The organism is Rhodopseudomonas telluris, from assembly GCF_042432815.1.
GTDB classification, from domain to species: domain Bacteria; phylum Pseudomonadota; class Alphaproteobacteria; order Rhizobiales; family Xanthobacteraceae; genus Rhodopseudomonas; species Rhodopseudomonas telluris.
On the sequence record NZ_JBHLWM010000001.1, the window covers coordinates 1,136,800 to 1,163,244 of the forward strand.

26 protein-coding genes and 1 tRNA gene are annotated in these 26,445 nt (G+C 64.3%); 14 read left to right on the top strand and 13 right to left on the bottom strand.

Going from position 1 to position 26,445, the window contains the following annotated elements:
• Positions 1–90: 90 nt before the first annotated feature.
• The 3 genes from ACFFJ6_RS05180 (at position 91) to ACFFJ6_RS05190 (ending at position 2,975) form a co-directional block, all read left to right on the top strand.
• Positions 91–166 (top strand) — tRNA-Ile (locus ACFFJ6_RS05180).
• Between the two features lie 125 nt (positions 167–291).
• The gene (locus ACFFJ6_RS05185; protein WP_378385046.1) at positions 292–1,746 is read left to right on the top strand and encodes a class I SAM-dependent DNA methyltransferase; all 1,455 of its coding nucleotides are present in this window, start codon (positions 292–294) and stop codon (positions 1,744–1,746) included.
• Positions 1,743–2,975, top strand: a complete 1,233-nt coding sequence (locus ACFFJ6_RS05190; RefSeq protein ID WP_378385048.1) for a restriction endonuclease subunit S — start codon at positions 1,743–1,745, stop codon at positions 2,973–2,975. Before ACFFJ6_RS05185 ends, ACFFJ6_RS05190 begins: the two co-directional genes overlap by 4 nt.
• A gap of 80 nt (positions 2,976–3,055) precedes the next feature.
• Here ACFFJ6_RS05190 and ACFFJ6_RS05195 read toward each other — a convergent pair whose 3' ends face one another.
• Positions 3,056–3,394 carry a type II toxin-antitoxin system PemK/MazF family toxin gene (locus ACFFJ6_RS05195; RefSeq protein WP_378385050.1) on the bottom strand — a complete coding sequence of 113 codons (339 nt, stop codon included), beginning with the start codon at positions 3,392–3,394 and terminating at the stop codon, positions 3,056–3,058.
• On the bottom strand, positions 3,387–3,581 hold the full coding sequence (locus ACFFJ6_RS05200; protein ID WP_378385052.1) for a DUF2281 domain-containing protein: 195 nt from the start codon (positions 3,579–3,581) through the stop codon (positions 3,387–3,389). The genes ACFFJ6_RS05195 and ACFFJ6_RS05200 overlap by 8 nt, the downstream gene beginning before the upstream one ends.
• 64 nt (positions 3,582–3,645) lie before the next feature.
• Here ACFFJ6_RS05200 and hsdR point away from each other — a divergent pair, with 64 nt between their 5' ends.
• Complete coding sequence (hsdR, locus tag ACFFJ6_RS05205) at positions 3,646–5,955, top strand: EcoAI/FtnUII family type I restriction enzme subunit R (protein WP_378385054.1); 2,310 nt, start codon at positions 3,646–3,648, stop codon at positions 5,953–5,955.
• A 176-nt stretch (positions 5,956–6,131) separates the two neighbouring features.
• Positions 6,132–6,899 (top strand): GntR family transcriptional regulator, encoded by a 768-nt coding sequence (locus tag ACFFJ6_RS05210; protein WP_378385056.1) that lies wholly within the window; start codon positions 6,132–6,134, stop codon positions 6,897–6,899.
• Here the strand turns inward: ACFFJ6_RS05210 and ACFFJ6_RS05215 are convergent.
• The 3 genes from ACFFJ6_RS05215 to ACFFJ6_RS05225 all read right to left on the bottom strand — a co-directional run bounded on the left by ACFFJ6_RS05215 (position 6,818) and on the right by ACFFJ6_RS05225 (position 9,071).
• Complete coding sequence (locus ACFFJ6_RS05215) at positions 6,818–7,108, bottom strand: hypothetical protein (RefSeq protein WP_378385058.1); 291 nt, start codon at positions 7,106–7,108, stop codon at positions 6,818–6,820. The two genes, ACFFJ6_RS05210 and ACFFJ6_RS05215, sit on opposite strands and share 82 nt — an antisense overlap.
• A 147-nt stretch (positions 7,109–7,255) precedes the next feature.
• Positions 7,256–8,293 carry an aromatic ring-hydroxylating dioxygenase subunit alpha gene (locus tag ACFFJ6_RS05220; RefSeq protein WP_378385060.1) on the bottom strand — a complete coding sequence of 346 codons (1,038 nt, stop codon included), beginning with the start codon at positions 8,291–8,293 and terminating at the stop codon, positions 7,256–7,258.
• A gap of 22 nt (positions 8,294–8,315) precedes the next feature.
• Positions 8,316–9,071, bottom strand: coding sequence for an SDR family NAD(P)-dependent oxidoreductase (locus ACFFJ6_RS05225; protein WP_378385062.1), 756 nt, complete (start codon positions 9,069–9,071; stop codon positions 8,316–8,318).
• 281 nt (positions 9,072–9,352) lie between these two features.
• Between ACFFJ6_RS05225 and ACFFJ6_RS05230 the strand changes: the two genes are divergently transcribed.
• From ACFFJ6_RS05230 to ACFFJ6_RS05245, 4 genes are all read left to right on the top strand, one after another.
• Positions 9,353–10,504 (top strand): ABC transporter substrate-binding protein, encoded by a 1,152-nt coding sequence (locus ACFFJ6_RS05230; protein WP_378385064.1) that lies wholly within the window; start codon positions 9,353–9,355, stop codon positions 10,502–10,504.
• Positions 10,505–10,744: 240 nt separating this feature from the next.
• Entirely contained in the window at positions 10,745–11,563 is an 819-nt protein-coding gene (locus ACFFJ6_RS05235) for a class II glutamine amidotransferase (protein ID WP_378385066.1), read from the top strand.
• Positions 11,564–11,589: 26 nt separating this feature from the next.
• Positions 11,590–13,371, top strand: a complete 1,782-nt coding sequence (locus ACFFJ6_RS05240; RefSeq protein ID WP_378385068.1) for an N-acetylglutaminylglutamine amidotransferase — start codon at positions 11,590–11,592, stop codon at positions 13,369–13,371.
• On the top strand, positions 13,361–14,593 hold the full coding sequence (locus ACFFJ6_RS05245; protein ID WP_378385070.1) for a carboxylate-amine ligase: 1,233 nt from the start codon (positions 13,361–13,363) through the stop codon (positions 14,591–14,593). Before ACFFJ6_RS05240 ends, ACFFJ6_RS05245 begins: the two co-directional genes overlap by 11 nt.
• 144 nt (positions 14,594–14,737) lie before the next feature.
• On the opposite strand, the gene ACFFJ6_RS05250 is transcribed toward ACFFJ6_RS05245, so the two are convergent.
• The 3 genes from ACFFJ6_RS05250 to ACFFJ6_RS05260 form a co-directional block, all read right to left on the bottom strand.
• On the bottom strand, positions 14,738–14,968 hold the full coding sequence (locus tag ACFFJ6_RS05250; protein WP_054161419.1) for a DUF3222 family protein: 231 nt from the start codon (positions 14,966–14,968) through the stop codon (positions 14,738–14,740).
• Between the two features lie 34 nt (positions 14,969–15,002).
• On the bottom strand, positions 15,003–15,251 hold the full coding sequence (locus ACFFJ6_RS05255; protein WP_378385073.1) for a hypothetical protein: 249 nt from the start codon (positions 15,249–15,251) through the stop codon (positions 15,003–15,005).
• Between the two features lie 71 nt (positions 15,252–15,322).
• Positions 15,323–16,345, bottom strand: a complete 1,023-nt coding sequence (locus ACFFJ6_RS05260; RefSeq protein ID WP_378385075.1) for an alpha/beta fold hydrolase — start codon at positions 16,343–16,345, stop codon at positions 15,323–15,325.
• A 148-nt stretch (positions 16,346–16,493) separates the two neighbouring features.
• Between ACFFJ6_RS05260 and ACFFJ6_RS05265 the strand changes: the two genes are divergently transcribed.
• Genes ACFFJ6_RS05265 through ACFFJ6_RS05275 form a run of 3 tightly spaced genes read left to right on the top strand, consistent with a single transcriptional unit; the run spans position 16,494 to position 19,679 of the window.
• Entirely contained in the window at positions 16,494–17,768 is a 1,275-nt protein-coding gene (locus tag ACFFJ6_RS05265) for an efflux RND transporter periplasmic adaptor subunit (protein ID WP_378385077.1), read from the top strand.
• Positions 17,765–18,991 carry an ABC transporter permease gene (locus ACFFJ6_RS05270; RefSeq protein WP_378385079.1) on the top strand — a complete coding sequence of 409 codons (1,227 nt, stop codon included), beginning with the start codon at positions 17,765–17,767 and terminating at the stop codon, positions 18,989–18,991. The genes ACFFJ6_RS05265 and ACFFJ6_RS05270 overlap by 4 nt, the downstream gene beginning before the upstream one ends.
• Positions 18,984–19,679, top strand: a complete 696-nt coding sequence (locus ACFFJ6_RS05275) for an ABC transporter ATP-binding protein (protein WP_378385081.1) — start codon at positions 18,984–18,986, stop codon at positions 19,677–19,679. Before ACFFJ6_RS05270 ends, ACFFJ6_RS05275 begins: the two co-directional genes overlap by 8 nt.
• 201 nt (positions 19,680–19,880) lie before the next feature.
• Here ACFFJ6_RS05275 and ACFFJ6_RS05280 read toward each other — a convergent pair whose 3' ends face one another.
• Positions 19,881–21,098, bottom strand: coding sequence for an ABC transporter substrate-binding protein (locus ACFFJ6_RS05280; protein ID WP_378385083.1), 1,218 nt, complete (start codon positions 21,096–21,098; stop codon positions 19,881–19,883).
• Between the two features lie 31 nt (positions 21,099–21,129).
• Positions 21,130–21,390, bottom strand: coding sequence for a hypothetical protein (locus ACFFJ6_RS05285; protein WP_378385085.1), 261 nt, complete (start codon positions 21,388–21,390; stop codon positions 21,130–21,132).
• Between the two features lie 405 nt (positions 21,391–21,795).
• On the opposite strand from ACFFJ6_RS05285, the gene ACFFJ6_RS05290 reads away from it, so the two are divergent.
• A complete protein-coding gene (locus ACFFJ6_RS05290; protein WP_378385087.1) occupies positions 21,796–22,623 on the top strand; it encodes a flagellar hook basal-body protein in 828 nt (275 codons plus the stop codon).
• Between the two features lie 117 nt (positions 22,624–22,740).
• Here ACFFJ6_RS05290 and ACFFJ6_RS05295 read toward each other — a convergent pair whose 3' ends face one another.
• From ACFFJ6_RS05295 to ACFFJ6_RS05305, 3 genes are all read right to left on the bottom strand, one after another.
• The gene (locus tag ACFFJ6_RS05295) at positions 22,741–23,139 is read right to left on the bottom strand and encodes a translational machinery protein (protein WP_378385089.1); all 399 of its coding nucleotides are present in this window, start codon (positions 23,137–23,139) and stop codon (positions 22,741–22,743) included.
• A gap of 126 nt (positions 23,140–23,265) precedes the next feature.
• Complete coding sequence (locus ACFFJ6_RS05300; RefSeq protein WP_378385091.1) at positions 23,266–24,279, bottom strand: aldo/keto reductase; 1,014 nt, start codon at positions 24,277–24,279, stop codon at positions 23,266–23,268.
• Positions 24,280–24,429: 150 nt separating this feature from the next.
• On the bottom strand, positions 24,430–25,638 hold the full coding sequence (locus ACFFJ6_RS05305) for an ABC transporter substrate-binding protein (protein WP_378385094.1): 1,209 nt from the start codon (positions 25,636–25,638) through the stop codon (positions 24,430–24,432).
• A 106-nt stretch (positions 25,639–25,744) separates the two neighbouring features.
• Between ACFFJ6_RS05305 and ACFFJ6_RS05310 the strand changes: the two genes are divergently transcribed.
• Complete coding sequence (locus ACFFJ6_RS05310; RefSeq protein WP_378385096.1) at positions 25,745–26,443, top strand: sulfite exporter TauE/SafE family protein; 699 nt, start codon at positions 25,745–25,747, stop codon at positions 26,441–26,443.
• The last annotated feature ends 2 nt before the right edge of the window (positions 26,444–26,445 follow it).

The following is a 26,445-nucleotide window of genomic DNA, read 5'->3' on the forward strand; positions in this document are numbered from 1 at the left end:
CAAAGATCAGCGCGCACCCAGCTATGGATTGCCCGTGACCGCGCGGCATTGTATGGCCATCTGCCCCCTGCCGCTCCGGCGGCCCCGGCGGGGCCTGTAGCTCAATGGTTAGAGCCGGCCGCTCATAACGGTCTGGTTGCAGGTTCGAGTCCTGCCGGGCCCACCAAGACGGCTGAGCCACTTTTCACGAAGCGTCGATTGATCGATTTCGTTTTGTCTCGCCCGCCTCCCTGCTAGGTTGCCCTCAACCGGGGCGCGTAAAGACCGGCAGGGCAGGGCAAGCGGCAGGACATGTTCGAACAGACCTTCAAGAATATCGACGACGTATTGTGGAAAGAGGCAGGCTGCGCCACCGAGCTGGATTACACTGAACAGACCTCGTGGATTCTGTTTCTCCGATATCTGGATGATCTGGAGCGCGCCAACGCGCAGAAGGCCGAGCTGCACGGCAAGGCCTACGATTACATTATCGACAAGCGGTATCGCTGGTCGAGCTGGGCGGCGCCGAAGAAGAAGGACGGCACGTTCGACCACGACAAGGCGATGGTCGGCGACGACCTGATCAAATTCGTCAACACCAAGCTGTTCCCTTATCTGAAGGGCTTCCGCCGCCGCGCCGAAGGCGCCAACACGATCGAATACAAGATCGGCGAGATCTTCTCCGAGATCGAAAACAAGTTCCGTAGCGGCTATTCGCTGCGCGACGCGCTCGAACTGGTCGACGGCCTCAGTTTCAAAACCCAACGTGAAAAGCACGAGCTGTCCGAACTCTACGAGGGCAAGCTCCGCAACATGGGCAATGCCGGGCGCAACGGCGGCGAGTACTACACGCCGCGCCCGCTGATCCGTGCGATGATCCAGGTCGTCAAGCCGCAGATCGGCGAACGCATCTATGACGGGGCCTGCGGCTCGGCCGGCTTCTTGTGCGAAGCCTATGATCATCTGCGCGGCAAGCCGGACCTGTCGTCCAAGGACCTGAAGACGCTGCAGGACAAGACGTTCTTCGGCAAGGAGAAGAAGAGCCTCGCTTACGTGATCGGGATCATGAACATGATCCTGCACGGCATCGACGCGCCGAACATCGTGCACGCCAATACGCTGGCGGAGAACATCGACGACATCCAGGACAAGGACCGCTACGACATCGTGCTGGCCAATCCGCCGTTCGGCGGCAAAGAGCGGCCGGAGGTGCAGCAGAATTTTCCGATAAGGACCGGCGAGACCGCGTTCCTGTTCCTGCAGCATTTCATCAAGTCGCTGAAGGCCGGCGGTCGCGCCGCCATCGTGATCAAGAACACCTTCCTGTCGAACACCGACAACGCCTCGGTGGCCCTGCGTAAGGAGCTGTTGGAAAACTGCAATCTGCACACCGTGCTGGACATGCCGGGCGGCACCTTCCAGGGCGCCGGCGTGAAGACCGTGGTGCTGTTCTTCGAGAAGGGCGCGCCGACGCGAAAGATCTGGTTCTACAAATGCGACCCCGGCCGCAATCTCGGCAAGACCAATCCGCTGAACGACGACGATCTGAAGGAGTTCGTCTCGCTGCAGGCGAAGTTCAGGGACAGCGCCAAGTCGTGGAGCGTCGAGGTCAAGAGCATCGACAAGGCGACCCATGATCTGTCGGTGAAGAACCCGAACAAGGCAGAAGAAACGGCGCTGCGCGATCCGAAGGACATCATCGCCGAGATGATGGCGCTGGATGCCGAGAGCGCGGAGATTCTCGAAGGCATCGGGAGGATGCTGTGAAGGAGGGGTGGCGAGATACTTCGATTGGTGATGTTTGCGACGTTGTGAACGGCGGAACACCCAAGACTAATGTTGCTACTTTCTGGGGCGGGAAGCACATGTGGATAACGCCGGCCGAAATGGGCCGTCGAAGCGACCCCTACGTGGATACGACAGCTAGGCGGTTGACGGACGCGGGCCTCACGGCAGCGAACCTGTTGCCCGCGTATTCTGTTATTCTGTCTTCGCGGGCGCCAATTGGTCATCTCGTAATTAATAGCATTCCCATGGCAACCAATCAGGGGTGCAAAGGGCTCGTTCCAAAGCCGAGTATCCACTTTAAGTATCTCTATTACTATCTTGGCAGTGTCGTCGGCTTGCTAAATGACTTGGGCACAGGTGCGACCTTCAAAGAACTATCTGGAGGAAAGCTCAAAGAAGTGCCTATTCCTCTTCCTCCGCTCTCCGAACAACACCGCATTGTCGCCATTCTGGATGAGGCCTTTGCGGGACTGGCGACGGCGATCGCCAACGCCGAGAAGAATCTCAAGAATGCACGTGATTTGTTTGAGGGGAGTGTATCGGCTGTCTTTACGGCCAAGGGCGACGATTGGATTAGTCTGCAAATAGGTGATGTGGCGACCACGCAATACGGTCTATCAGGGACGTTGAACTCGGACGGGGTGGGCTACAGAATCTTCCGTATGGGCGAGGTTCAGCGAGGCGCAATGGTCGATTCTGGCCGAATGAAGTATATCAATATTGATCGTGCTGAATTCGAGTCCTATCGACTGCGGCGGGGCGACATTCTGTTCAATAGAACAAATAGCGTCGACTTAGTCGGCAAAACTGGGCGATTCGATCTTGAGGGTGACTACTGTTTTGCTTCCTATCTTATTCGCGTAACGTTTGATCCCGAGAAGATGGATTCTCGTTTTGCAGCGTACTTGATGAACGCAAACGATTTTCTAGCAAGGATACGTTCGAAGGCAGCCCGTTCAGTTAATCAAGCGAATATCAATGCAACCATCTTGCGGGGGCAGAAAATTGATCTTCCGTCCAGCGTCCAATTGCAGAGGAAGTTCGCGGATAAGTTTGATGAATTGTCGTCGGCCGCGAGGCGGTTAGAGAAGCACTATGAAACTAGGATGTTAGAACTTGAAAGTTTGAAGCAATCCATCCTGCAGAAGGCCTTCTCCGGTGAGCTGACCGCTCCGCCCTTGAGCGCGATCAAAGAAGCCGCCGAATGACCGACGGCCCAACCCGCACCTACAGGGAAGAGAGGTCGAGCGAAGCACGCTTGGCGACAAATGCTTGCCGCATGGCAGCTTCAGCTTCGTTCGGAAGAGCTGACATATGCGCTAAACCGGTCCACGGCCGCCGCGACCACAGGTTCGGTTACGCGGCCGATGGATTTGATCACCAGGCTGACATTGAGTGTGACGATACGGTTGGTTCGGATCCAGCTCGGAGCCGGCAACGTCCCACCTGCCAAATCGTCCGGCAAGATCGGCAGTCCGTGGTCCGACTGCGGCCGGGAGGTCACCGGCAGCGCAATGAAGTCGCCGTAGCTGTCAGGCGCGGTCAGGACCAACACCGGGCGTCGCTTGGTGGCGGAGAGGTCCGAAAACGGGAACGGGACCAGCAGCAGATCGCCGCGTTCAAACATCGTCCCAGACTCTGTCCTCGGCATTGTCCCAGACCGGCGCCAGTGAGTTCGCCTGCGCATTCATCAGGTCGCGCCAGTCGGCCCGGTCCTGCCGATCGCGCAGAAATTCGACGAAATCCAGCACTTCCCGCGCCAGCGGATCGGGCAGCGCCTTTACCTGCTCGTAGACCATGTCTGCGATCTTCATTCGCTACTCCTGCCCGTCGACCGGCGTCGACTATAGCAGATCCTCGCCAGAGGGACGAGGCCGCATGAATGAGGCCGAGACCCGCGCCGAACTGATCGACCCCGCGCTGCGGGCGGCCGGGTGGGGCGTGGTCGCGGACAGCCGGGTCCGCCGCGAGATGATCGCGCCGGGACGGATCGAGGGCGCCGGCCGGCGCGGCCGGGAAGAAATCGCCGACTACGTCCTCACCTTCCGCAATCACAAGCTGGCGGTGATCGAGGCCAAGGCGGTCGGCAAGGGCGACACCGAGGGCGTCGGGCAGGCCAAGGCCTATGCGACCAAACTGCAGGCCCGCTTCGCGTTCTCGACCAACGGCAAGCGCATCTACCGGATCGACATGGAGACCGGCGAGGAGGCTTATGTCTCCCGCTATCCCACGCCCGACGAATTATGGGCCGAAGTGTTCAAGACGCCGAACGAGTGGCGCAACCGTTTCGCGGCGGTGCCGTTCGAAGAGCGTGGCGGCACCTGGCAGACCCGCTATTATCAGCACAACGCCATCGAGAACGCGCTCGAAGCGATTGCCGCAGGCCAGCAGCGCATCCTGCTGACGCTGGCGACCGGCACCGGCAAGACCGCGATCGCGTTCCAGATCGCCTGGGCGCTGTTTCAAAGTCGTTGGAATTTGACCCGCAAGCCGGAGCGGCGCCCGCGCATCCTGTTCCTGGCCGACCGCAATATCCTCGCCAACCAGGCCTATCTGTCGTTCTCGGCATTTCCGGAAGATGCGCTGGCGCGGATCAAGCCGGAGGAAATCCGCAAGAAGGGCCGGGTGCCGAAGAACGCCTCTGTGTTCTTCACCATCTTCCAGACTTTCATGAGCGGGACCGACGAGGACGGCCAGCCCGCCCCGTATTTCGGCGACTACCCGAAGGACTTCTTCGATTTCATCGTGATCGACGAGTGCCATCGCGGCGGCGCCAATAACGAGGGCGACTGGCGCGGCATTCTCGACTACTTTGCGCCGGCGGTGCAACTCGGCCTCACCGCGACGCCGAAGCGGCGTGACAACGTCGATACCTACGCCTATTTCGGCGAGCCGGTTTACAGCTATTCGCTGAAGGACGGCATCAACGACGGCTTCCTCACGCCGTTCAAGGTCCGGCAGATCGCCACGACTCTCGACGAATATGTCTACACGCCCGACGACAAGGTGATCGAAGGCGAGATCGAGGAAGGCAAGCGCTACCGCGAGCCGCAATTCAACCGCACCATCGAGATCGAGCAGCGCGAGCGCTATCGGGTCAAGTTGTTCATGGAGCAGATCAATCAGCGCGAGAAGACGCTGGTGTTCTGCGCCACCCAGGCCCACGCAGCGCTGGTGCGTGACCTGGTCAACCAAATCAAGACCAGTAGCGATCCGAACTACTGTGTGCGGGTGACGGCGGAGGACGGCGCGCTTGGGGACCAGTGGCTGCGCACCTTCCAGAACAACGAGAAGACAATTCCCACGATTTTGACCACGTCGCAGAAGCTGTCGACCGGCGTCGACGCCCGCAACGTCCGTAACATCGTGCTGATGCGGCCGATCGGCACCATGATCGAGTTCAAGCAGATCATCGGCCGCGGCACCCGGCTGTTCGACGGCAAGGACTATTTCACGATCTATGACTTTGTGAAGGCCTACGAGCATTTCAACGATCCGGAATGGGACGGCGAGCCGATGGAGCCGCCCGCGGCCGACCCGAAGCCGCCCAAAGCTCCGGGGTGCGAAGAGGAAGGCGCTTACTACGAGCCAGAGCCGCCGTCCGAGCAGCCGAAGCAGATCAAGATCAAGCTGGCGGACGGCAAGGAGCGCACCATCCAGCACATGATGGCGACCAGCTATTGGAGCCCCGACGGCAAGCCGATCTCCGCCAACCAGATGGTCGAGAAGCTGTTCGGCGAATTGCCGCGGCTGTTCAAGGACGAGGACGAGTTGCGGCGGCTATGGAGCAAGCCCGACACCCGCAAGGCGTTGCTGCAGGCACTGTCGGAGAGTGGCTTCGGCGAAGAGCAATTGCTCGAAATCAGTCGGATGATTAATGCCGAAAAGAGCGATGTGTTCGACGTCCTTGGCTACATCGCGTTTGCGCTGGCGCCGATCACGCGGTCGGAACGGGTCGAGACGCGGCGTACCGACATCTTCACGCACTACGACGGCAAGCTGCAGACGTTTCTCGATTTTGTCCTGGCCCAATACGTCAGCCAGGGAGTCAGCGAGCTCGATCAGGACAAGCTCGCAGAATTGGTCGAGCTCAGGTACCACACCATCGACGACGCGGCGGCTGAGCTCGGCAGCGTGCAGGCCATCCGCGAAACCTTCGTGGGCTTTCAGCGCTATTTGTACGAGTGAGGGGGGTCGGAGCGCGGAAGCCGCCGGGGCAGTTAAGTCTATTATAAAGACTTTGAGATGTTTCCACGCGGCAGAGCCGCTATAGTCCTGGTGTCCGGCGCATCGGCCGGGCGGTCGCTGTGGCCGGATGCGCACGGCTAGGCGATCCAATTCACGTGATACGAGACACCACGCCCATGCGAAGCCAAGATCGGGATCGTAACCGTGTGCCGCTGTATCTGCAGGTCGCCTCGGTGATGCGGCAGCGGATCGAGAGTGGGCACTGGAGCGAGGGCGACAAGATCTCGACGATCGAGGAGCTCGAGGCGGAGTTCGGCGTTGCGCGGATCACGGTGCGGCAGGCGCTGGATCTGCTGCGCGATGATGGTCTGGTCGAATCCATCCGCGGCAAGGGCACGTTCATCTCCGGGCGTCCCAAGGAGAAGCACTGGTTCAATCTCGCCAACGATCTCGAATCGGTCATCGAGTCGGTCCGGGACAACGTCATCAAGATCGTGAGTATCGACGAGCAGGCCGCACCGCCGCTGTTGCAGGCCGGTGAGGGAGTGCTGGCGCCCGACTATGTTCAGCTGCGCAGCGTGCAGTTCAGCCGGCGCGAGCCGTTCGCGGTCGCCAATCTGCGGCTGTCGCGGGAGATCTATGCGCGGGATCGCCGAACCTTCAATCGCAAGCCGGCGCTGCCGCGCATCATGGAGATGCCCGACATCGACGTCGCGCGTGCGTTGCAGACGGTGACGATCGGGGTCGCCGATCCGGAAACGTCAGAGCTGCTGCGGGTCGGACTGGGCGAGCCGACGGCCGATTGCCGCCTGGTGCTGGTCGACAGCGCCAATGTCGCGATCTACGTCGCGGAGTTTCATTATCAGCGCAATTGCTTCGCGCTGCGCCGCGATCTGGTGCCGAAGCCCGCCAAGACGACACGCAAGCTGGCGAAGGCGGGCTGACCGACGCGCTCGGGCTTCATCGCGTCGAGAGCGGGCTGCACGGCGCCGCGCAGGCCGCCGAGCCCATCCAACAGGCTCACCGGCGCCGTCATCGGAATGAGGCTTGCATTTTGCTCTGCCGAAGCCGGCACCGTGTAGTACACGGGGATGCCCGCCGTGACCGACGCGACGATGTCGAGGACGATGGTGGAAGGCTCGTTCGGAGTCATGCCAACCTCTCGATGGTGAGCGCGTTGCCGCTGGGAAGATCGTCGGGGCTCACGCTGGAATCTTAGCGACGCAGCACCGGCCGACGAGCGCAAATTATCCGCAGTGCGTGCATCTATTTCGATCATCGGGCCGGATGTCGCCCTGTGTCATGCAGTCGGGCGAGGCGCAGCTTCCGCCTGGATCAGCTTGTCGACCATCCGCCGCATCTTCATCGGCGCGGCGTCGATGCCGAGGATGATGCGCTTGAAATCCGGCGCGCGTTCTTCCTCGAGCTGGATGCGCTCGAGAATCACCTTGTCCTCGCGGAAGGCCATGTCGAGGCTGGCGCTGAGGTCGGCGTCCATCTCGAACTCGTTGGTGCGGAAATTGCGGACGTGGAACCAATGCTGCAGCACGGTGCGCTGATCGACCGGCGTCAGCACGTGACAGGTGTACATCTGGGTGCCTTCGGAGCGGCGCTCCATGTCCGGAATGCTGCCGGTCGGGCACGAGCCCATGTCGATCTTGAAGTAGCTGGGCGTGCTGTAATTGTAATAGTGCCAGCGATCGACCATGCCGGTGAGACCGCCGAACTTGGCGAACACGCCGATCGGTTCGGCGTTGCGGATCCAGCGCCAGACGCAGATCTCGTTGCCGTGATATTCGTTGTTCACCGGGACGGTGGCGCCGGCCGGCGTGCCGAGCGTGGTGGCGTGGACGAACGTCACATGCGCCGGATCGAGCAGGTTGTCGCACAGGCTGAGATAGTTGCATTCGATCCGCAGCGTATCGCCCTGCACCGCGTGCCAGGCGGGGTCATCGTATTGTTCGATGTGGAAGATCTTGCTCGGATCGGCGTTGCGGGCGTCGCCCATATACAGCCACACCAGCCCGTATTTCACCTGCACCGGATAGGCCCGCACCAGGGCCCGGCCTGGAATGATATCTTGTCCCGGAATCAGCACGCATTTGCCGGCACAGTCGAACGTCATGCCGTGATAGCCGCATTCGATATCGTCACCTTTGAGCCGGCCGAGCGACAGCGGTGCAAGGCGATGCGGGCAGGAGTCCTGCAGCGCGGCGATGCCGCCGTCCTGCAGCCGATAGATCACGATCGGCTCTTCCAGCACCACGTGGCGGGTCAGTTCGCGGCCGACGCGATCGGCCCAGACCACCGGGTACCATGCTTCGCGGATGTAGCTCATAGCAGGCCTCCTGCGTGTTGCGTCAGTGGTAGTAAGCGCCGCCGTCGACGACCAACGTCTGTCCGGTGATGAACGCGGCGTGCGGGCCGGCGAAGAAGCAGATCGCGCCGCCGAGGTCGGTCGGCAGCATGTCGCGCTTCAGCGCGCGATTGCGCACCGAGAACGCCGCGACCGCGCCGGCGAGTTCCGGATTTCGGTGCACGCCGTCGCTGAGCGTGAAGCCCGGCGCGACGCTGTTCACGGTGACGCCATGGTCGCCGAGTTCGGTGGCGAGCGTGCGGGTCATCGATACGATCGCGCCCTTGGTGGCGACGTAGTGCAGCATGCCGGGATTGCCCTTGAAGGCGACGCCGGAGGAGATGTTGATGATACGGCCGGACTGCCGCGCCTTGAAATGCGGAACGACCGCCTTGCAGCACAGGAACTGGCCGATGACGTTGACGTCGAGAATGGTGCGCCACTCGGCGACGGTCAGCTGCTCGAACGGTTTCGACGTCAGCGTCGAATAGATCGCCGCATTGTTGAGCAGGATGTCGATGCGGCCGAAGGCGCGCAGCGCGGCCTCCGCCATCGCGGCGGTGTCGGCTTCGCTGGCGACATCGGTGTCCGCATGGGCGGCCCGATAGCCACGGCTGCGCAACGTCTCGGCAGCGGCGGCGGCGTTCGCCCGGTCCGCCACCAGGATCGCGGCGCCCTGCGCGGCGAGCGCCTCGCAGGCGGCGAAGCCGATCCCCATCGCGCCGCCGGTGACGATCGCCACGCTGCCTTCGAGATCCATGCTGCCGTCTCCTCCTGATATCCGTACCGCCGCGTGGTCTTCGCCGCACGGGGCGGGCGGCTGAACGATCGCCGCGCTCGTGCTTTAATAAGTTCTATAAATAGCACAATAGGTCTAGGTGCGGCAACGGCGCGACTGCGCCGAAGTTGGGCAATGGCTGCTGGAATTATCGCCGTTGCGGGCCGTTGACCGGAAACATCCTAAAGTTATGCTATTAGCGCAATCGACCGTGCGACCGCGCGGCGCCACGTCAACCTGGTTCGGCCAAGGAGGAGATGAAGATGAGCTCGTCGCGTTCGTGGATGGCGTGTGCCGCCCTGGTCGTCGGCATCGGTGGCCCCGCTGCCGCGCAGGAAGTCATCAAGATCGGCGTCAATCAGCCGCTGACCGGCGTGGTCGCGGCTGCCGGCAACATGGTGACGGCGGGCACCAAGATCGCCGCGGCGCAGATTAACGCCAAGGGCGGCATTCTCGGCAAGAAGCTCGAACTGGTCATCGAGGACAACAAGAGCAATCCGACCGAGGCGGCCGCGGTCGCCGAGAAGCTGATCACCCGCGACAAGGTGCCGGCGCTGGTCGGCGCGTGGAGTTCGACCTACACGCTGGCGGTGATGCCGAAGCTGCTCGAATATCAGGTGCCGATGGTGGTCGAGACCTCGAGCGCCGACAAGATCACCACGCTCGGCAATCCCTATGTGTTCCGTATCAGCCCGACCAACGGCACCGAAGCCAAGAGCTTCGCCCGTTTCGTTGAGCCGCTCGGCATCAAGAAGGCCGACTTCCTCACCGTCAACAACGATTGGGGCCTCGGCGCCGCCGCCGAATTCGGCAAGATGCTGAAGGACCAGGGCCTCACGGTGAACAAGTCGCTGACGATGGACGCCGCCGCGCAGGATGTGTCGGCACAGCTGTCCAACATCAAGGGCACCGACAGCGACACGCTGTTCATCACCACCGGCGTCGAACAGATGACGCTGCTGATGAAGCAGGCACAGTCGCTCGGCCTGAAGCGGCGCATCGTCACCACCGGCGGCACGCTGCCGGATCAGCTGATCGCGCAGGCCGGGACGGCGGCCAACGACTCGTATCATGACGCGATGTTCGCGCCCTGGTTTCCCGAGACGGCCGCAGATCCGGAAGCAGCAAAGGTCTTCATCGCGGATTGGGGCAAAGCTGGCCTGCCTCCGGGCGGCATGCCGGAGGGCGCTCGCGGCTACGACGCCGTCAACGTTCTGGCCAAGGCGATCGAGAAAGCCGGCGCCGCCGATCCCGAGAAGATCCGCGCGGCGCTGTGGGAGGTCAGCTATTCGGGGCTGACCGGCAAGATCAAGTTCGAGAAGGTCGGGCCGGCCGGCAAGGAGAGCGGACAGAGCCCCGCCGTGACCCATCTGGTCAAGATCGAGGACGGCAAGGTGGTGCTGGTGAGCAAGTAATCGGCAAGGCAAATCGTCGAGCGAACAAACGAACGACACGGGGCGGCCTCGGAGGAGGTCGCCCCGTCTCCTTGTTGGAGGCACATTCGCGTCGCCATCTTCGCCAATGATGCGGGCGGTCGGTTCCTGTGCCGGAACGCGCAAAATGGGAACCGCAGCGGCCTGCGGCGATTGACCCCGACACGCGGCGTCGCGCGGATTCGCGCGTCACAACGCCGCGTCCGTCACCCGAGGTTCCCGATGTGTCGCTGGATTGCCTATCGCGGAGAGACCACTCTCTTCGAGAACTACGTTACCGAGCCGGTGCATTCGCTGATCACGCAGAGTCTGCGCGCGCGTGAGTCGGCCGGACCGACCAATGGCGACGGCTTCGGGCTCGGCTGGTACGGCGTGCATCCGGAGCCGGGTCTGTACCGCGAGACTCGGCCGGCATGGTCGGACGAAAATCTGCGCTATCTGTGCCGGCACCTTCAGTCCCACATGTTCTTTGCGCATGTCCGCGCCGCCACCGGCACGCCGGTGACGCGGCAGAATTGCCATCCGTTCGCCTGCGGCCGCTGGATGTTCATGCACAACGGCTTCGTCGGAAGCTGGAGCCGGCTGCGGCGCCGCATCGAGGCCATGATCCCGGACCCGCTATATCCGTCGCGCAGCGGCAATACGGATTCGGAGGCGATCTTTCTGGCCATCATGGGCGCCGGCATCGACGAGGATCCGATTGCGGCGACGCGTACCGTGATGACGCGGCTCGGCGCGCTGCTCAACGAGAACGGTCTGCGCGAGCGGATGCGCTTTACCGCCGCCCTCGCTAACGGTCACGATCTCTACGCCTTCCGCTTCGCCGAAAACGATGCGGCGAATTCCTTGTATTATCGGCAGGCCGGCGATCGTCTGATCGTCGCGTCGGAACCGTACGATGGCGAGCCCGGCTGGACCGAGGTTCCGGCCAATCACGTACTGGTGTCTCGCTCGGCGCATCAGATCGAGCTGCTGCCGTTCATGCAAGATGAACGGAAATCGGAACATCCCGGTGCTCAAAGGGTTGTCGCGCGCGCCTGAAAGAGCAGCAAGCGAGGCCTGAGCAGATGTGTGGAATTTGCGGAGAGATCCGCACCAAGGGTGATGTCCGGCTTCCGGAATTCTGGACGATGACGCGTGCGATGCAGTCGCGTGGTCCGGATGCGGAAGGCGTGCTGTCGCATGGGGTAGAGCACGGCGCGATGGCGTTCGGCCATCGCCGGCTCGCGATCCTCGATCAGTCGTCGACGTCGCAGCAGCCGATGGTCGATAACGAGCTCGGCCTCGGCATCGTCTTCAATGGCTGCATCTATAATTTCCGCGAGCTGAAAGCCGAGCTGCAGGCCAAGGGCTATCGCTTCTTCTCGGAAGGCGACACCGAAGTCATCCTCAAGGCGTATCACGCCTGGGGCGCGGGCTGCGTGCGCCGCTTCAAGGGCATGTTCGCTTTCGCGCTGTGGGAGCGCGACAGCGGGCGCGTCGTGCTGGTTCGCGATCGGCTGGGCATCAAGCCGCTGTACTACACCGAGGGCGACGGCTTCTTACGCTTTGCCTCGACGCTGCCGGCGCTGCTGGCCGCGGGCGGCGTGGATCGCGCCATCGATCCGGTCGCGCTGCATCAGTTCTTCAGCTTCCACGCCGCCGTGCCGGCGCCGCGCACCATTCTCAGGGGCGTCAAGAAGCTCGAGCCCGCCACCATCCTGACGATCGCGCCGGACGGCACCAAGACGAGCGAGCGCTACTGGCAGTTCACGGTCGGCGAGCGCGCCGGCGATCGCCGGCTCAGCGAGCAGGAGTGGCGCGAAGCCGTCAACGACGCGATGCTGGCGGCGGTCGATCGCCGGCGTGTCGCCGACGTGCCGGTCGGCGTGCTGCTGTCCGGCGGTCTCGACTCGTCGCTGATCGTCGCGCTGCTCGCCAAGCTCGGGCACGGCAGCGTCCGCACCTTTTCGATCGGCTTCGACAGCGTCGGCGGCCAGAGCGGCGACGAGTTCTATTATTCGGATATCATCGCCAAGCATTTCGGCACCGAGCACGAGCAGATCCGCATCGACGGCAGCGAGGCGCTCGGCGTGCTGCCAGATGCGATCCGCGCGATGTCGGAGCCGATGGTCAGCCACGACTCCGTCGCGTTCTATCTGCTGTCGCGCGAGGTCGCCAAGCGCGTGCGCGTGGTGCAGAGCGGGCAGGGCGCGGACGAAATTTTCGGCGGCTATAGCTGGTATCCGTCCTTCCTCACCGCGAACGACGCCACCGAGCAGTATCGCGACGCCTATTTCGACTGGCAGCACGACGATCTGCGCAAGCTGCTCGCCGACGACATGCTGGGCGACGACGCCAGCACCGAGTTCGTCGAGTCGTTCTTCGCCCAGACGGGAGCGACGTCGGCGGTGGACAAGGCGTTGCAGATCGACGCCGAGATCATGCTGGTCGACGATCCGGTCAAGCGCGTCGACAACATGACGATGGCGCATGGTCTCGAAGCCCGCGTGCCGTTCCTCGATCACGAGGTGGTCGAGCTCGCGGCGCGGATGCCGTCGCGGCTGAAGGTTGCGGACGGCGGCAAGGCCATTCTGAAGCAGGCGGCGCGGTCGCTGCTGCCGGCCGAAGTGATCGACCGGCCGAAGGGCTACTTCCCCGTGCCGTCGCTCCGGCATCTGGAAGGCGATTTCCTCGACTACGTTCGCGATGTGATCACCTCGCGCGCGGCCCGCGAGCGCGGGCTGTATCGATCCGATTTCATCGATCACATGCTTGCGCACCCGGAAGCGGAGATGAGCCCGAAGGGCCATTCCCGGCTGTGGCAGGCGGCGCTGCTCGAAGCCTGGCTGCAAGAACATGCAATTTGATCCGAAGATTATCGAGCGGCTCCGGCTCAATCTCAGCGGTGACCAGAGCCACATCGTGATCCGCTCCGCGGCCGGCGGCGGCGCGGAGGCGACCGGCTATTCGTTCGGCATCGAGGAAGAGTACTTCCTCGCCGATGCCGTGACCGGCGAGGCCGCGATCCTGACTCCGAACGAATTGTTCGAAGCAGCGAACTGGTCGACCGGCGGCCAGGTGATGCGCGAGATGCTGCAGGCGCAGATCGAGGTCGCCACCAACGTCCATGTCGATCCGAAGGACGCGCGCGAGGAATTGCGCTTCCTGCGCCGCGAGGTTTCGGCGGTCGCGGCGCAATATGGCCTCGTCATCATGGCGTGCAGCACCCATCCGACCGCGTCATGGCGCGCGTCGCAGCCGACGCCGAAGCCGCGCTATTTCGAGATGATCGAGAACCTCCAGGTGATCGGCTATCGCAACATGCTGTGCGGCATGCACGTGCATGTGCAGTTGCCGCAGCCGGAGAAGCGCTTTCCGGTGATGTGCGCGATGATTCCGCATCTGCCGCTGTTTTTGGCGCTGTCGACCTCGTCGCCATTCTGGAATTCGGAGAACACCGGTCTCCGCGGCTATCGGCTCGCCGCGTACAGCGAATTGCCGCGCACCGGGCTGCCGGAGCTGTTTGAGGATCAGCAGGGCTATGAGGACTACATCGGCGCGCTGGTGAAGTCGGGCGTGATCCCGGACGAGAGCCATGTTTGGTGGGCGATGCGCCCGTCGTTCCGGCATCCGACGCTTGAGCTGCGCGCGCCGGATGTCTGCACCCGGCTCGACGACGCGGTCTCGATCGCGTGCCTGTATCGCGCGCTGGTCCGCCATCTCGGCGAGATGCCGGAGACGCCGAGGGTCAGCGCCGTGGAGCGCGCGATCGCGGTGGAGAACAAATGGCGCGCCCAGCGCTATGGCACCGACTGCAGCTTCGCCTCGCGCGACGGCGCGGTGCCGATCGCCGAGGCGCTGGACCGGGTGATCGAGATGGTTCGCGTCGATGCCGAGGCGCTGGGTTGCACGGCGGAGGTCGAGTCCTGCCGCGACATCCTGCGCCGCGGCAGCTCTGCCGACGCGCAGCTCCGCGCTTTTGAGAACAGCGGCGGCGACCTGCGCGCCGTCACGCGCTGGATCGCGGAGGAAACCATCGCCGAAGCAAGCCAGCCATCGGCGCCCGCCGCACGCGATGCGGTGAACTAGTCCGGACCGCACCGCCGGTTTGCTCGAACTTCATCATGCCCGGCCTTGTGCCGGGCATCGTCGTTTTGAGTTTTGCCGAGCCGCAAACAAGTCGATGGCCGGGACAAGCCCGGCCATGACGGCATTACTTGGAAAAACGCGGCGCTAGACGCTGTGCAGCTTCGGCCGCGACGACAGGATGCGCTGAGCGAGCACGACCGGGCAGTCGGGCGCGTGCTTGATTTCGTCGCCGGTCTGCAGCCACGGCACCGAGGCGTTGCACAGCTTGCACTGATTGTGCGCGCCGCCGTCTTCCTCGGAGACGATCTCGATCGCCGTCTTCAGCAGCGCGGTCGCGATCTTGCGGATGTCTTCGGGCGGGGCGAGGTCGGTCATGGCTCAAATCCGGTACGAGCGGTGGGCGGCGTCATCAATAGCACGGATGCCGGCGGCCATCCTGGCCGCGATAGGCGGCGGCGCCCTGCTTGCACAGCGCCGAGGTCGGGCCGTCGTAATAGGCGAACGGCTGGTCGGGCCAGACCGGCGGGCCGAAATTGTGGATGTAGAGCGAGCCCTCGCCGGCGTGGCGGTGATGGCGATGCTTGTGCTTGGCGGCCGCGGGCGCGCTGGCCGCGAGCGACACCACTGCGACGGCGCAGATCAGCTTGAAGACGGTCATCCGGGAATCTCCTGCCTGTCGGGTGGAACGCGGTCGAACCGCTTCGGGTTTCATCGCTGGACCCGCCGATGTCAAGCCGGTTGCTGGCTCCCGGCCTGCAGCGGCCGTTCCACCGCACGCAGCGTGGTCGCGCCGCCGGCGCAACCGGCCAGCCGTTCGATCTCGGCGGCGATCACCTCGGCGTGGGCATGGTGCGCCATGTGCCCGGCGCCGGGGATGCGGATCATCCGCGCGCGCGGCATCGCTTGCGCCAGCGCCTCTGCGTGGATCTGCGGCGGCACCACCGGGTCGGCGCTGCCGGCGATGATCACGGTCGGGACCTGCACCGCGGGGTAGCGCGGCACGTGGTCGGTCAACTGGTCGCGCAGTCCGGAATATTCCTGCAGGCTGCCAGAGAACCGCCTCGCCATCAGCGCCAGACCGAGCCGGCTGCGATCGGCATAGTCCGGCGGCGGCGGTTCAGGCCGAAAGATCCGGGTCGCGACGCGGCCCATCATCGCCATGAACATCGGCGGCAGCACGGTGTAGTTGATCGAGGGTTTCATCAGCACGTCGAACACACGCTGGATCCAGCGGATGCCGTGCGGCCGCGGGTGAGTGGTCGGGTTGATCACCACCAGGCCCTGCACGGTGTCGGGATTGTCGAGCGCGTAGCGCAGCGCGATCAGGCCGCCGAACGAATGCCCGACCACGATCAGCGGGCCGGATACGCCGCGCTCGCGCAGCACCTCGCGGAGCAGAGTCACCTGATAGGCCGGTGATGCGAGCGGGCCGACGCCGGCCGCGCTGTAGCCCTGGCCCGGCCGGTCCGGAATGATGACCCGCAGCCGCCGTGACAGTCGCGTGCCGAGCGCCAGCCGCATATCCTCACTGCACAGATTGGCGCCGTGCACCAGCAGCACTGTCGGCAGCGGGCGGTCCGATGGCTGCGCGGGCGGCAGATCGAGCACGTGCATCCGTACGCCGTTGGCCATGACGAACGCGCCCTGCGGCGGGAATTTCGCTTCCAGCCTGCGCGCGATCGTGCAGGACAGCCAGCCGGAGCCGAACAACAGCGCGCCAACGATCAGCACCAGCAGGGCAGCAGCGATCATCCGGATTCCTTGTCCGTCGAGGAGGGCGGACGATGTCCGCAGCGAGACCGGAATTTTGATCATGGGCAGGGCGGCCCGCAATTGATCTCCCGCAATGGTGCAGCCCGGTCCCGACGCTACGGGTCGGCTGGGCAGTCGGTGGATCACCATGCGGGTCGAGGCGGACTTGGCGGGCGGAGCGACCGGATCGGCGCGGACCTCCGGTCCGGCCGCGTGGGCGGGCGCGCTGTGGCGCCACAAATGGCCGGCGCTGGGGATCACCCTGATCCTGATCGCCGCGGCACTCGGATTGACGCGGCTGTTGCTCGGCCCGGAAGTTGTGGTGGCCGAGGTGCAGCGCGGCGATCTGGTGCAGACGGTGGTCGCCTCGGGCCACATCGAAACGCCATACCGGGTCGAGATCGGCAGCCAGATCACCGGCACCGTCAAGGACGTGCTGGTGGTCGAGGGCCAGCAGGTGCGGCAGGGCCAGGAGCTGATCGCGATCGAGGACAGCGAACTGCGTGCCGCGGTGGTGCAGACCGAGGGCGCGGTGGCGCAGGCCGAGGCGCGGATGCGGCAGCTGAAGGAGCTGACCGGGCCGGCCGCCGACCAATCCCTGAAGCAGGCTCAGGCCAATCTGCTCAATGCCGAAGCCGCCTATGAACGCGCGTCGAAGCTGGCCGACAAGGGCTTCGGCACCCGCGCCACGCTGGACGACGCGACGCGCAATCTCGACGTCGCCCGCACCCAGGTCCGCACCGCCGAACTGCAGCTCTACACCTCGAGCCTCGGCGGCAGCGACTACGTGATGGCCGAGACCCAGCTCAGCCAGGCGCGGGCCAATCTCGGCACCGCGCGGGCGCGGCTCGGCTACGCGCTGATCACGGCGCCGCGCGACGGCGTGCTGATCACCCGCAATGTCGAGCGCGGCACGGTGGTGCAGCCCGGCAGGGCGCTGCTGGTACTGGCGCCCGCGGGCGAGATCCAGATCGTGGTGCAGATCGACGAGAAGAATCTCGGCCAGCTCGCGCTCGGCCAGCACGCGGTGGCCTCGGCCGACGCCTATCCGGACCGCCGCTTCACCGCGACGCTCAGCTACATCAACCCGTCGGTCGACATCAATCGCGCCTCGGTCGAGGTCAAGCTGAAGGTCGATCCGGCGCCGGACTATCTGCGCCAGGACATGACGGTGTCGGTGGATATCGCCACCGCGCGCCGTGACGACGTCATCATCGTTCCGGCGCGCGCCGTGCACGACGTCGCCACTGCGCCCTACGTGCTGGCGGCGGTGGGCGGGCGTGCGGTGGTGAAGAAGATCAGGCTCGGCCTGCGCGGCGTCGGCTTCTACGAGGTGCTGGACGGCCTTGCGCCGGGCGACCGTGTCGTCCCGCTGACCGCCGGCGTGAAGGCAGGCCAACGTCTCCGGGCGGTCGTGCCATGAACCGGCTGCTGTCGTTCGCGTGGATCGCCGCTGTCCGCTTCCTGCTCGACGGCGCGCTGCAGACGCTTGTGATCGTCGGCGGCATCGCCATCGGGGTGGGCGTCATCGTGTTCATGTCGGCGATGCTGGCCGGGCTTCAGGCCAATTTCATCAAGCGCGTGCTGACCTCGCAGCCGCAGATCCAGCTGATCCCGCCCGACCAGGTGGCGCGGCCGCTGCGCGATGCGCCGGGAACATTCGAGTCGGCCACCGTGCAGCGTCCGACCCAGCGGGTGATCTCGATCAATCAGTGGCCGAAGATCCGCGCCGAGATGCAGGCGCGGCCCGAAGTGACCAACGCTGCCGCCACGGCGGCCGGCTCGGCGCTGGCGCTGCGCGGCGACACCAACCGCGCCATCACGCTGACCGGCATCGAGCCGGAGATCTACTTCAATATCGTCAAGGTGCCGGACTACATCGTTGCCGGCAGTCCGCAGATCACCACCGAGGGCATCCTGGTCGGCACCGAGCTGGCGCGCGATCTCGGCGCGACGCTGGGCGACAAGATCATCGTCTCGACGCCGCTCGCCGGCAATCGCGTTCTCACCATCAACGGCATCTTCGATTTCGGCAACAAGGCCGCCAACCAGCGCACCACCTTCGTGACGCTGCGCAATGCGCAGAGCATGCTCGGCCTGATCGGCGGCGTTACCTCGATCGATCTCACCGTCGACGACATCTACGCCGCCGAGGACATCGCGGCGGAGATCCAGGCGATGCTGCCGGTGAAGGCCGACAGCTGGATCAAGACCAACGCGCAGTTCTTCACCGCCGTGCAGGCGCAGAAGAACTCCAACACGCTGATCCGGCTGTTCGTCGGGCTGTCGGTGGCGTTCGGCATCGCCGCGGTGCTGATCGTGTCGGTGATCCAGCGGTCGAAGGACATCGGGATCCTGCGCGCGATGGGAACGCGGCGCGAGCAGATCCTGCGGGTGTTTCTAATCCAGGGCGGGCTGCTCGCCTTCGTCGGTTCGCTGATCGGCTCCGGCCTCGGCGCGCTGGCGCTGATCGTGTGGCATCGCACCGCCCGTCAGGTCGACGGCAGCGAGCTGTTTCCGCTGATCATCGATACCGATCTGTTCGTCTGGGCTTCGGTGCTCGCCACCGCCACCGGCGTCGCGGCCGCGATCGCCCCGGCGCTACGGGCGGCGCGGCTCGATCCGGTGGTGGCGATCCGTGGCTGAAGTCCTGCGTCTCGAACAGATCCGCAAGTCCTACAATGTCGGCACGCCGGTCGAGACCGAGGTGCTGCATGGCATCGACCTTGCGATGAACTCCGGCGACTTCCTGGCGCTGATGGGACCGTCGGGCTCCGGCAAGTCGACGCTGCTCAACATCATCGGTCTGCTCGACCGGCCGACCGGCGGCCGGCTGCTGATCAGCGGCCAGGACACCGGCACGCTCGGCGACGCCGCGCTGACGCATCTGCGCGGCCACGCCATCGGCTTCGTGTTCCAGTATCACTATCTGATCGCCGCTTTCACGGCGCGGGAGAACGTGATGATGCCGATGCTGGTCGACCGCGGCCGTCCGGATGCGGTCATGGAAAAGCGTGCGGATGAGTTGCTCGACCGCGTCGGTCTCGGCAAGTGGCGCAACAACAGTGCGACTAATATGTCGGGCGGCCAGCAGCAGCGCGTCGCCGTCGCCCGCGCGCTGGCGATGAATCCGGACTTGGTACTCGCCGACGAACCGACCGGCAACCTCGACACCAAATCCGCGGGTGACGTCTTCGACCTGATGCGCGAGATCAACCGCGAGCGCGGCACCACGTTTCTGCTGGTGACGCACAACGACGATCTTGCGGCAAAGTGCGACCGCATCGTGCGCGTTGTGGACGGACGGATCGCGGGGGAGGGGGCGACCGGGTAGCGAAGCAAGGCGATGGCGTCACCTTCCGCCGTCATCGTCCGGCTTGGCCGGCCGGCCTAGTAGGCGCGGGATCATGTTGTTGTGCCGTGCGTTCAACACACGGGCATGACGGCTGTTGATGAGGCAGCGCTCATCGCTCGATGAAAATAAATGATGCGCGGGGCTGGCCCCGCGCATCCGTCGTCGCTTCCAGCGCTGGTGCTAGTTCGTCAGCTTGGCCTCGATCACGTTGCCGAACATCTCCCAGCGGTCGCCTTTGAAGCGCATCAATTGCATCTGCTCGATCGGGAAGTGATCGGTCGGGGAGGTGTTCATGGTGATCCCCGGCAGCAGTGCGGACGGCGCGTAGCTCTTCAGGCTGGTCGCGACCTTCATGATGTTTTCGCGCGTCAGATTATCGCCGGCCTGCTTCAGGATGTGCTCCAGCGTCTGCGCGGCGCCGTAGCCGTACAGCAGCAGGCCGTTCGAGCGATCGGCGCCCGGCATGTATTTCTGCAGGAAGTCGTCCCACTCCTTCAGGCCCGGATCGTCCTTCCAGGTCGGATCGGTCGGGTCCTTGACGTAGCTCGCGGTGATCGCATCCTGCGCGAATTCCATTCCGGCGGGCTTGATCACCGCGCCGACCGACGCCGACACGTTGTTCAGGACGTGAATCGGCTTCCAGCCCATCTCGCCCATCTTGCGGATCGCCAGCGCGGCGAATTTCGGAGTCGACAGGTTGAGGAACATGTCGGCGCCCGAGGCCTTGAGCTTGGCCATCTGCGAGTCGATCGTCGGGTCGGTCAGATCGTAGGTCGCTTCCGAGATGATCAGGGAGGTCTTGTCGCCGAGCCCGTCCTTGACGCCCTTGTAGATGTCCTTGCCGTAGTCGTCGTTCGCCACCAGCACGGCGATCTTGGCGTTGGGATGGGTCGCCAGAATCCACTTCGCATAGATCCGGCCTTCCGCCTGGTAGGGCGGATTGAACGGCATCGTCCACGGATAGGTCTTCGGATCATCGCCGAACCGCGTGCCGCCGCTCGACACCATCAATTGCGGCACCTTCTTCTGATTCAGGTACTTCATCACGGCGGTGTTCGAGGGCGTGCCGAGCGTCTGGTACAGGAACAGCACCTCGTCGCTTTCGACCAGCTTGCGGGCCTGCTCCACCGCCTTCGGCGGCGAGTAAGCGTCGTCATACGAGATGAAATTGATCTTGCGGCCGTTGATGCCGCCCTTCTCGTTCAGCATCTTGGCGTAAGCGATCTCGACCTGGCCGACGATGCCGTAAGCCGACGCCGGACCGCTGTAGGGCACGAAATTCCCGATCTTGATCTCGGTATCGCTGGCGCCCGGGCCGTAGGATTTTTGTGCCAGCGCGACATTAGGCGCGAGCAACGATGCCGCCGCGAGCGCGGCCGCAAGTCCGAAAAGTTTCATAGGTTTCCATCCCGTCTTCTTGGCGCGATCTTCAGATCGTCGCAGCCGAATAATAGGCGTGGACGGCCTGACGGCGCAATGCCGACGATGCGGACAGGTTGGCGCATCCTGCTGATGATTGCGTCGATTTCGCCAGGATGAACGCTTCGCTCGCGGACAGACTGCAGGAAATTGCTTCGTGTGGAATTTGCGCTGCAGCGGCGCTCTTCCAAGGAGGCAGCCGAATCGCGTGACTAATTGCAGCGACCGCATCGCCGATGGCCTTCGTTGCGGTGGGACGTGTCCCGGGCATCCACGCCTCTGCTGCACCTCGATCGCAGGGCGTGGACGTTCGGCGCAAGGCCGGGCGCGATGCGGAGAGAGCCGCGCATCGGACTTTATCGACCGCGTGGTTGGCTGAGCTCCGGAGGCATCCCCGCCCTGATTGTCGACGGCGTGATAATGGGTGTCATCAACCAAGTAACTATCGCGCTTCGTTTGTATCAATTTGGACAAGTATCTGTAACTGTACCGGGAAATTCGAGTAGCAGCGGCGAGGCAGGATTTTCCGCGTTCCGATCAAGCGATCGCTCCGGCAATCTACGGGGATGATCAGTGATGTCGTTGATTTGTTTGGGTGTCGAACGTGGCTTGCGCCTTGCAATGCTTCCGAGCATGCGCGTCACGCGACGCGTGGACATGGATCGGAGGGCTCCTCATGGGATCACTTGGCGCGCTTTGGACGGCGACCTCGGGACTGCAGGCCCAGTCGGCCGCGTTACAGAACATATCGGGCAATGTCGCCAATGCGCAGACGACTGCGTTCAAGGCGACGGATACCGCTTTCGCGGATCTGGTCACACCGTCGCAGCTGTCGGAAACGGTTGTCTGGCGGTCCGTCTTGACCAACGGCAACGCGGGGTCGTTCGTCCCCGGGACGACAAGTACCGACATGGCGATCGGTGGAGACGGCTATTTCACGGTGGCGGCGCCAACCGGCGTCACCACCAATGGGCAGCCGACATTCACCACCAGCAAGACGACCTATACGCGCCGCGGCGATTTCGATCTCAACAAGGACGGATATCTCGTCAACGGCGCCGGCTACTATCTGATGGGATCCCCGATCAATCCTGTCACCCAGGCGAAGAGCGCGACGGTTCAGCCGCTGCAGTTCGACATGACCACCGAACTGCCGACCCTTGGTGTGTTGCAGAGTCTGTCGGTCAGTGCGGCAGGCACGCTGCAAGGGACGTATTCCAAGGGGCAGACGGTGAATGTCGCCGCGCTTCCCGTCGCCACCTTTCGCGGTGAGGGCTTCATGACGCAGGGCGACGGCGGGACGTTCGCGCCGACGGCCAGATCCGGCCCGGCCCAATATGACGGTTATAGTCAGGTGGTCGGAAACTTCCTGGAGACGTCGAATGTCAACGTTCAGGACGAGATGACGACGATGATCCAAGCCCAGCAGGCCTACACCGCCAGCACAAAGGTCGTGACGGCGGCGAACGAGATGATGCTGACCCTCACCAGCCTGACGATATGACCATGCTAGTGTCGCGGCCGCCAACCGGCATGGATGCCGGGCAAACACAATGCTCCAAGCCGCCGGAGGTTTTACTTGTGAGCGAGGGGCCGGCTGGTTCGCCCGGCCCCGTCGCGTTCATTTCGTCTGCGGCGTCGTCCGGTCCTCGGCTTTGAAATATTTGCGCGCGTGGGCGACGATCTGGTTGTCGGTGGGATGGTCGGCGGTCTCGACCGCCGCGATCTTCGCCTTGAGCGCGGGATCGTGTTCGGCGACGAACTTTTCGAACACGTGCTTGGTCTGCCCGGGGCCGACGATCAGCACCACGCCGGCATCGGCGATCGCCTCCATCGCTTGGCGCAGAAAGTGCTGATCCTCCGGGTCGTGCCCCGAGCCGATCGCGCGGTGGTGGTGGATGTGGCGGTTCGGATTGTCGGCGTGCAGCACGAGCTTGTCGGCTTCGTGCGGATTGAAGTGAAACACCCGCGCCTCGCGGTGGTCTATCCAGATCACGGCATGGAAGTGGGGACTGGTCATGGTGTCGTCTCCGGCTCTGCGCGGTGCGTCCGCTCGCGGATGCGGGGACGCAGGGCTCCAGATTAGAGCTACCGCGGCCGACGCAGCTTGATCGGCCGCAATTGTTCCATCTGAGAGCCGGTCCGCTCAGCCCGGATGGCGCACCGGCCGGCCTTCGATCGGATAGGCGGGGTCGTTGTAACCGGGGGTCGAGGGATGACCGGTGACGACCAGACTGTCGATCAGCGCCTCGTCCTCGGCGGTGAACGTCACGTCGAGCGCCCGGACATAATCGTCCCATTGCGCCTCCGTGCGCGGCCCGGCGATCACCGAGGTCACCAGCGCGTTGTTCAATACCCAGGCCACCGCGAACTGGCCGGCCGTGACGCCTTTGGCTTCGGCGTGCGCGCGGATCCGCTGCGCCAGCTCCAGCGATTCCGGCCGCCACTCGGTCTGCAGCATCCGCTTGTCGGCGCGGCCGGCGCGGCTGTCCTTGTCGGGGGCGGCATCGGGCGCGTATTTGCCGGTGAGCACGCCGCGCGCCAGCGGCGAATACGGCACGACGCCGAGACCATAGAAGCCGCAGGCCGGGATCTGCTCGACCTCGGGCATTCGGTTCATCGCGTTGTAATAGGGCTGGCTGACGATCGGGCGATCGATGCCGAGCTGGTCGCACAGATTGCAGATCTCGGCGATGCGCCAGGCGCGGTAATTCGAGACGCCGAAATAGCGGACCTTGCCGGCGCGGATCAGATCGCCGATCGCCCGCACGGTCTCGTCCAGCGGCGTGCTGTGGTCTTCCTTGTGCAGATAATAAATGTCGATCCAGTCGGTGCCGAGCCGCGTCAGGCTGGCGTCGGCGGCCTGCATCACCCAGCGGCGCGAGAGCCCGCCGCGGTTCGGGCCATCGCCGATCTGGTTGGCAAGCTTGGTCGCCAGCACCCAGTGATCGCGCTGCGCGGCAATTGCGCGCCCGACCACCTGCTCGGAGATCCCGGTCGAATACATGTCGGCGGTATCGATGAAATTGATCCCGGCCTCGCGCGCCTTGTCGATGATGCGGGCCGAGGTCGGCTCGTCGGTCGCGCCGCCGAACATCATGGTGCCGAGGCACAGGGGCGAGACCTTCAGGCCGCTGCGGCCGAGCGGGCGGTAATCCATGGGGCACCTTTTTGATACGATGATCGTCTCACGCCGTCATGGCCGGGCTCGTCCCGGCCATCCACGCCTTCGAGATCGCGAGGCTGTAAGACGTGGATGCCCGGGACAAGCCCGGGCATGACGAATCATAGACGATGATTGTGAAGCGAGCTACTTCTTCACCAGCGGGCAGGCGGGATCAGGCGGGCCGAACGCGTCCTCGCCGGAGATCTTGGTGAGGATCTTGTAGTAGTCCCACGGATATTTCGACTCCTCCGGGCTCTTCACCTGCACCAGCATCAGGTCGTGCACCATCAGCCCGTCCTCGCGCAGCTTGCCGTTGCGGGCGAAGAAGTCCTCGATCGGCTTCTCGCGCATCTTGGCGGCCACCTTCAGCGGCTCGTCGGTGCCGGCCTCCTTGATGCCCTGCAGATAATGCGTCACCGCCGAGTACACACCGGCCTGCCACATTGTCGGCATCCGGTTCATCTTGGCGAAGTAGCGCTTCGACCATTCGCGGGTCTTGTCGTCCATGTCCCAATAGAACGACGTAGTGAGCAGCAGGCCCTGCGCGGCGGGCAGGCCGAGCGAGTGGATGTCGGTGATCAGCGCCAGCAGCGCCGCCATCTGCTGGCCGCCCTTGAACACGCCGAATTCAGCGCCGGTCTTGATCTCATTGATGTTGTTCGGCGGGCCGCCGGCGATGCCGATGATCTTGGCCTTCGAGGCCTGCGCCTGCAGCACGAAGGACGACAGGTCGGGCGTCGCGAACGGCGGGCGCACCGAGCCGAGCACCTTGCCGCCGGTCTTGGTGACCACCGCGGCGGCGTCCTTCTCCAGCGACTGGCCGAACGCGTAGTCGTCGGTGATGAAGAACCAGCTGTCGCCGCCGCGCTTGACCACTTCCTGCGCGGTGCCGACCGCCAGCGCGCGGGTGTCGAAGACCCACTGCATCGCGTAAGGCGAACAGAACTTACCGTGGAAATCAGCCGCGCCGGTCGATTGCGTGATGAACATCCGCTTTTTCTCGTTGGCGATGTTCTGCACGGCGAGGCCGACCGCGGAGACCGGCACGTCGACGATCAGGTCGACCTGCTCGACGTCGTACCAGCGCCGCGCCAGAGTTGCGCCGATGTCCGGCTTGAGCTGATGATCGCCGACGATCACCTGGATCGGCTTGCCGAGCACGCTGCGGCCGAAATCCTCGACCGCCATCTGCGCGGCGGTGACCGAGCCCTGGCCGGTCGGCGTCGAGGCCGGGCCGTTCATGTCGGTGAGGACGCCGATCTTGACGACGTCGTCTGAAACTTGCGCCGAGGCGACGGACGGTGACAGCAGCGCGGACGTCATCATTGCCGCCGCCAATGGTCTGGCGAACATGCTGGTTTCTCCCTTGTTCCGGCTCTGCGGCCGTGTTGTGATCGCGAACTTACACCATTCCGGTATTGCCGCAATTTGCCGGCGCAACGCAGACGATCGGGGGCCGATGTTCGCAATTCTGGGGTTGGGGTTTCTGCTCGGGATGCAGCATGCGCTCGAGGTCGATCATATCGCCGCGGTGTCGACGATCGCGGCGCGGCGCAGCGGCATTCGCGACATCGTCAAGCACGGGCTGACCTGGGGGTTGGGGCACACGCTGACGCTGTTCCTGTTCGCCGGCGCTGCGATCGTGCTCGGTCACGCCATCCCGGATCACATCGCCGAGCCGCTCGAAGGCGCGGTCGGCATCATGCTGGTCGGGCTCGGCGCGCATCTGCTGTGGCGGCTGTGGCGGGATCGCGTCCACGTGCATGTGCACCAGCACGGCGACGGCACGCGGCACATCCATCTGCACAGTCATGCCGGCCAGCCGGCGCGGCACGACGCCCCCGCGGCGCATCGCCACGAGCACGGTTTCCGCTGGCGGACCCTGATCGTCGGCCTGATGCACGGCATGGCCGGCTCGGCGGCGCTCTTGGTGCTGGCGGTGTCGCAGGCGCCGACGCCGGCGCAGGGGTTGCTCTATGTGGCGCTGTTCGGACTTGGCTCGATGGTCGGCATGGGCGCACTGTCGGCGGCAATCGCGGTGCCGCTGGTGATCTCGGCGCGGGGACTCACCGTGGTCAATCGCGGGCTGCAGATCACGGTCGGCGTGCTGACCATCGTGATCGGGCTGCACACCATCCAGTCGACGTTGCTGGGCTGAGC

Bases quoted from the DNA above. Each gene is read 5' to 3' on its own strand.
- ACFFJ6_RS05250 (WP_054161419.1), bottom strand. From the start codon at position 14,968: ATGACCGACCTCGCCCCGCCCGAAGACATCCGCAAGATCGCGACCGCG.
- ACFFJ6_RS05260 (WP_378385075.1), bottom strand. From the start codon at position 16,345: ATGATCGCTGCTGCCCTGCTGGTGCTGATCGTTGGCGCGCTGTTGTTC.
- ACFFJ6_RS05220 (WP_378385060.1), bottom strand. From the start codon at position 8,293: ATGAGCTACATCCGCGAAGCATGGTACCCGGTGGTCTGGGCCGATCGC.
- ACFFJ6_RS05270 (WP_378385079.1), top strand. From the start codon at position 17,765: ATGAACCGGCTGCTGTCGTTCGCGTGGATCGCCGCTGTCCGCTTCCTG.
- ACFFJ6_RS05240 (WP_378385068.1), top strand. From the start codon at position 11,590: ATGTGTGGAATTTGCGGAGAGATCCGCACCAAGGGTGATGTCCGGCTT.
- ACFFJ6_RS05215 (WP_378385058.1), bottom strand. From the start codon at position 7,108: ATGACTCCGAACGAGCCTTCCACCATCGTCCTCGACATCGTCGCGTCG.
- ACFFJ6_RS05265 (WP_378385077.1), top strand. From the start codon at position 16,494: ATGCGGGTCGAGGCGGACTTGGCGGGCGGAGCGACCGGATCGGCGCGG.
- ACFFJ6_RS05280 (WP_378385083.1), bottom strand. From the start codon at position 21,098: ATGAAACTTTTCGGACTTGCGGCCGCGCTCGCGGCGGCATCGTTGCTC.
- ACFFJ6_RS05300 (WP_378385091.1), bottom strand. From the start codon at position 24,279: ATGGATTACCGCCCGCTCGGCCGCAGCGGCCTGAAGGTCTCGCCCCTG.
- ACFFJ6_RS05305 (WP_378385094.1), bottom strand. From the start codon at position 25,638: ATGTTCGCCAGACCATTGGCGGCGGCAATGATGACGTCCGCGCTGCTG.
- ACFFJ6_RS05185 (WP_378385046.1), top strand. From the start codon at position 292: ATGTTCGAACAGACCTTCAAGAATATCGACGACGTATTGTGGAAAGAG.
- ACFFJ6_RS05310 (WP_378385096.1), top strand. From the start codon at position 25,745: ATGTTCGCAATTCTGGGGTTGGGGTTTCTGCTCGGGATGCAGCATGCG.
- ACFFJ6_RS05290 (WP_378385087.1), top strand. From the start codon at position 21,796: ATGGGATCACTTGGCGCGCTTTGGACGGCGACCTCGGGACTGCAGGCC.
- ACFFJ6_RS05235 (WP_378385066.1), top strand. From the start codon at position 10,745: ATGTGTCGCTGGATTGCCTATCGCGGAGAGACCACTCTCTTCGAGAAC.
- ACFFJ6_RS05255 (WP_378385073.1), bottom strand. From the start codon at position 15,251: ATGACCGTCTTCAAGCTGATCTGCGCCGTCGCAGTGGTGTCGCTCGCG.
- ACFFJ6_RS05230 (WP_378385064.1), top strand. From the start codon at position 9,353: ATGAGCTCGTCGCGTTCGTGGATGGCGTGTGCCGCCCTGGTCGTCGGC.
- ACFFJ6_RS05285 (WP_378385085.1), bottom strand. From the start codon at position 21,390: ATGCCCGGGACACGTCCCACCGCAACGAAGGCCATCGGCGATGCGGTC.
- ACFFJ6_RS05200 (WP_378385052.1), bottom strand. From the start codon at position 3,581: ATGAAGATCGCAGACATGGTCTACGAGCAGGTAAAGGCGCTGCCCGAT.
- hsdR (WP_378385054.1), top strand. From the start codon at position 3,646: ATGAATGAGGCCGAGACCCGCGCCGAACTGATCGACCCCGCGCTGCGG.
- ACFFJ6_RS05210 (WP_378385056.1), top strand. From the start codon at position 6,132: ATGCGAAGCCAAGATCGGGATCGTAACCGTGTGCCGCTGTATCTGCAG.
- ACFFJ6_RS05225 (WP_378385062.1), bottom strand. From the start codon at position 9,071: ATGGATCTCGAAGGCAGCGTGGCGATCGTCACCGGCGGCGCGATGGGG.
- ACFFJ6_RS05295 (WP_378385089.1), bottom strand. From the start codon at position 23,139: ATGACCAGTCCCCACTTCCATGCCGTGATCTGGATAGACCACCGCGAG.
- ACFFJ6_RS05245 (WP_378385070.1), top strand. From the start codon at position 13,361: ATGCAATTTGATCCGAAGATTATCGAGCGGCTCCGGCTCAATCTCAGC.
- ACFFJ6_RS05195 (WP_378385050.1), bottom strand. From the start codon at position 3,394: ATGTTTGAACGCGGCGATCTGCTGCTGGTCCCGTTCCCGTTTTCGGAC.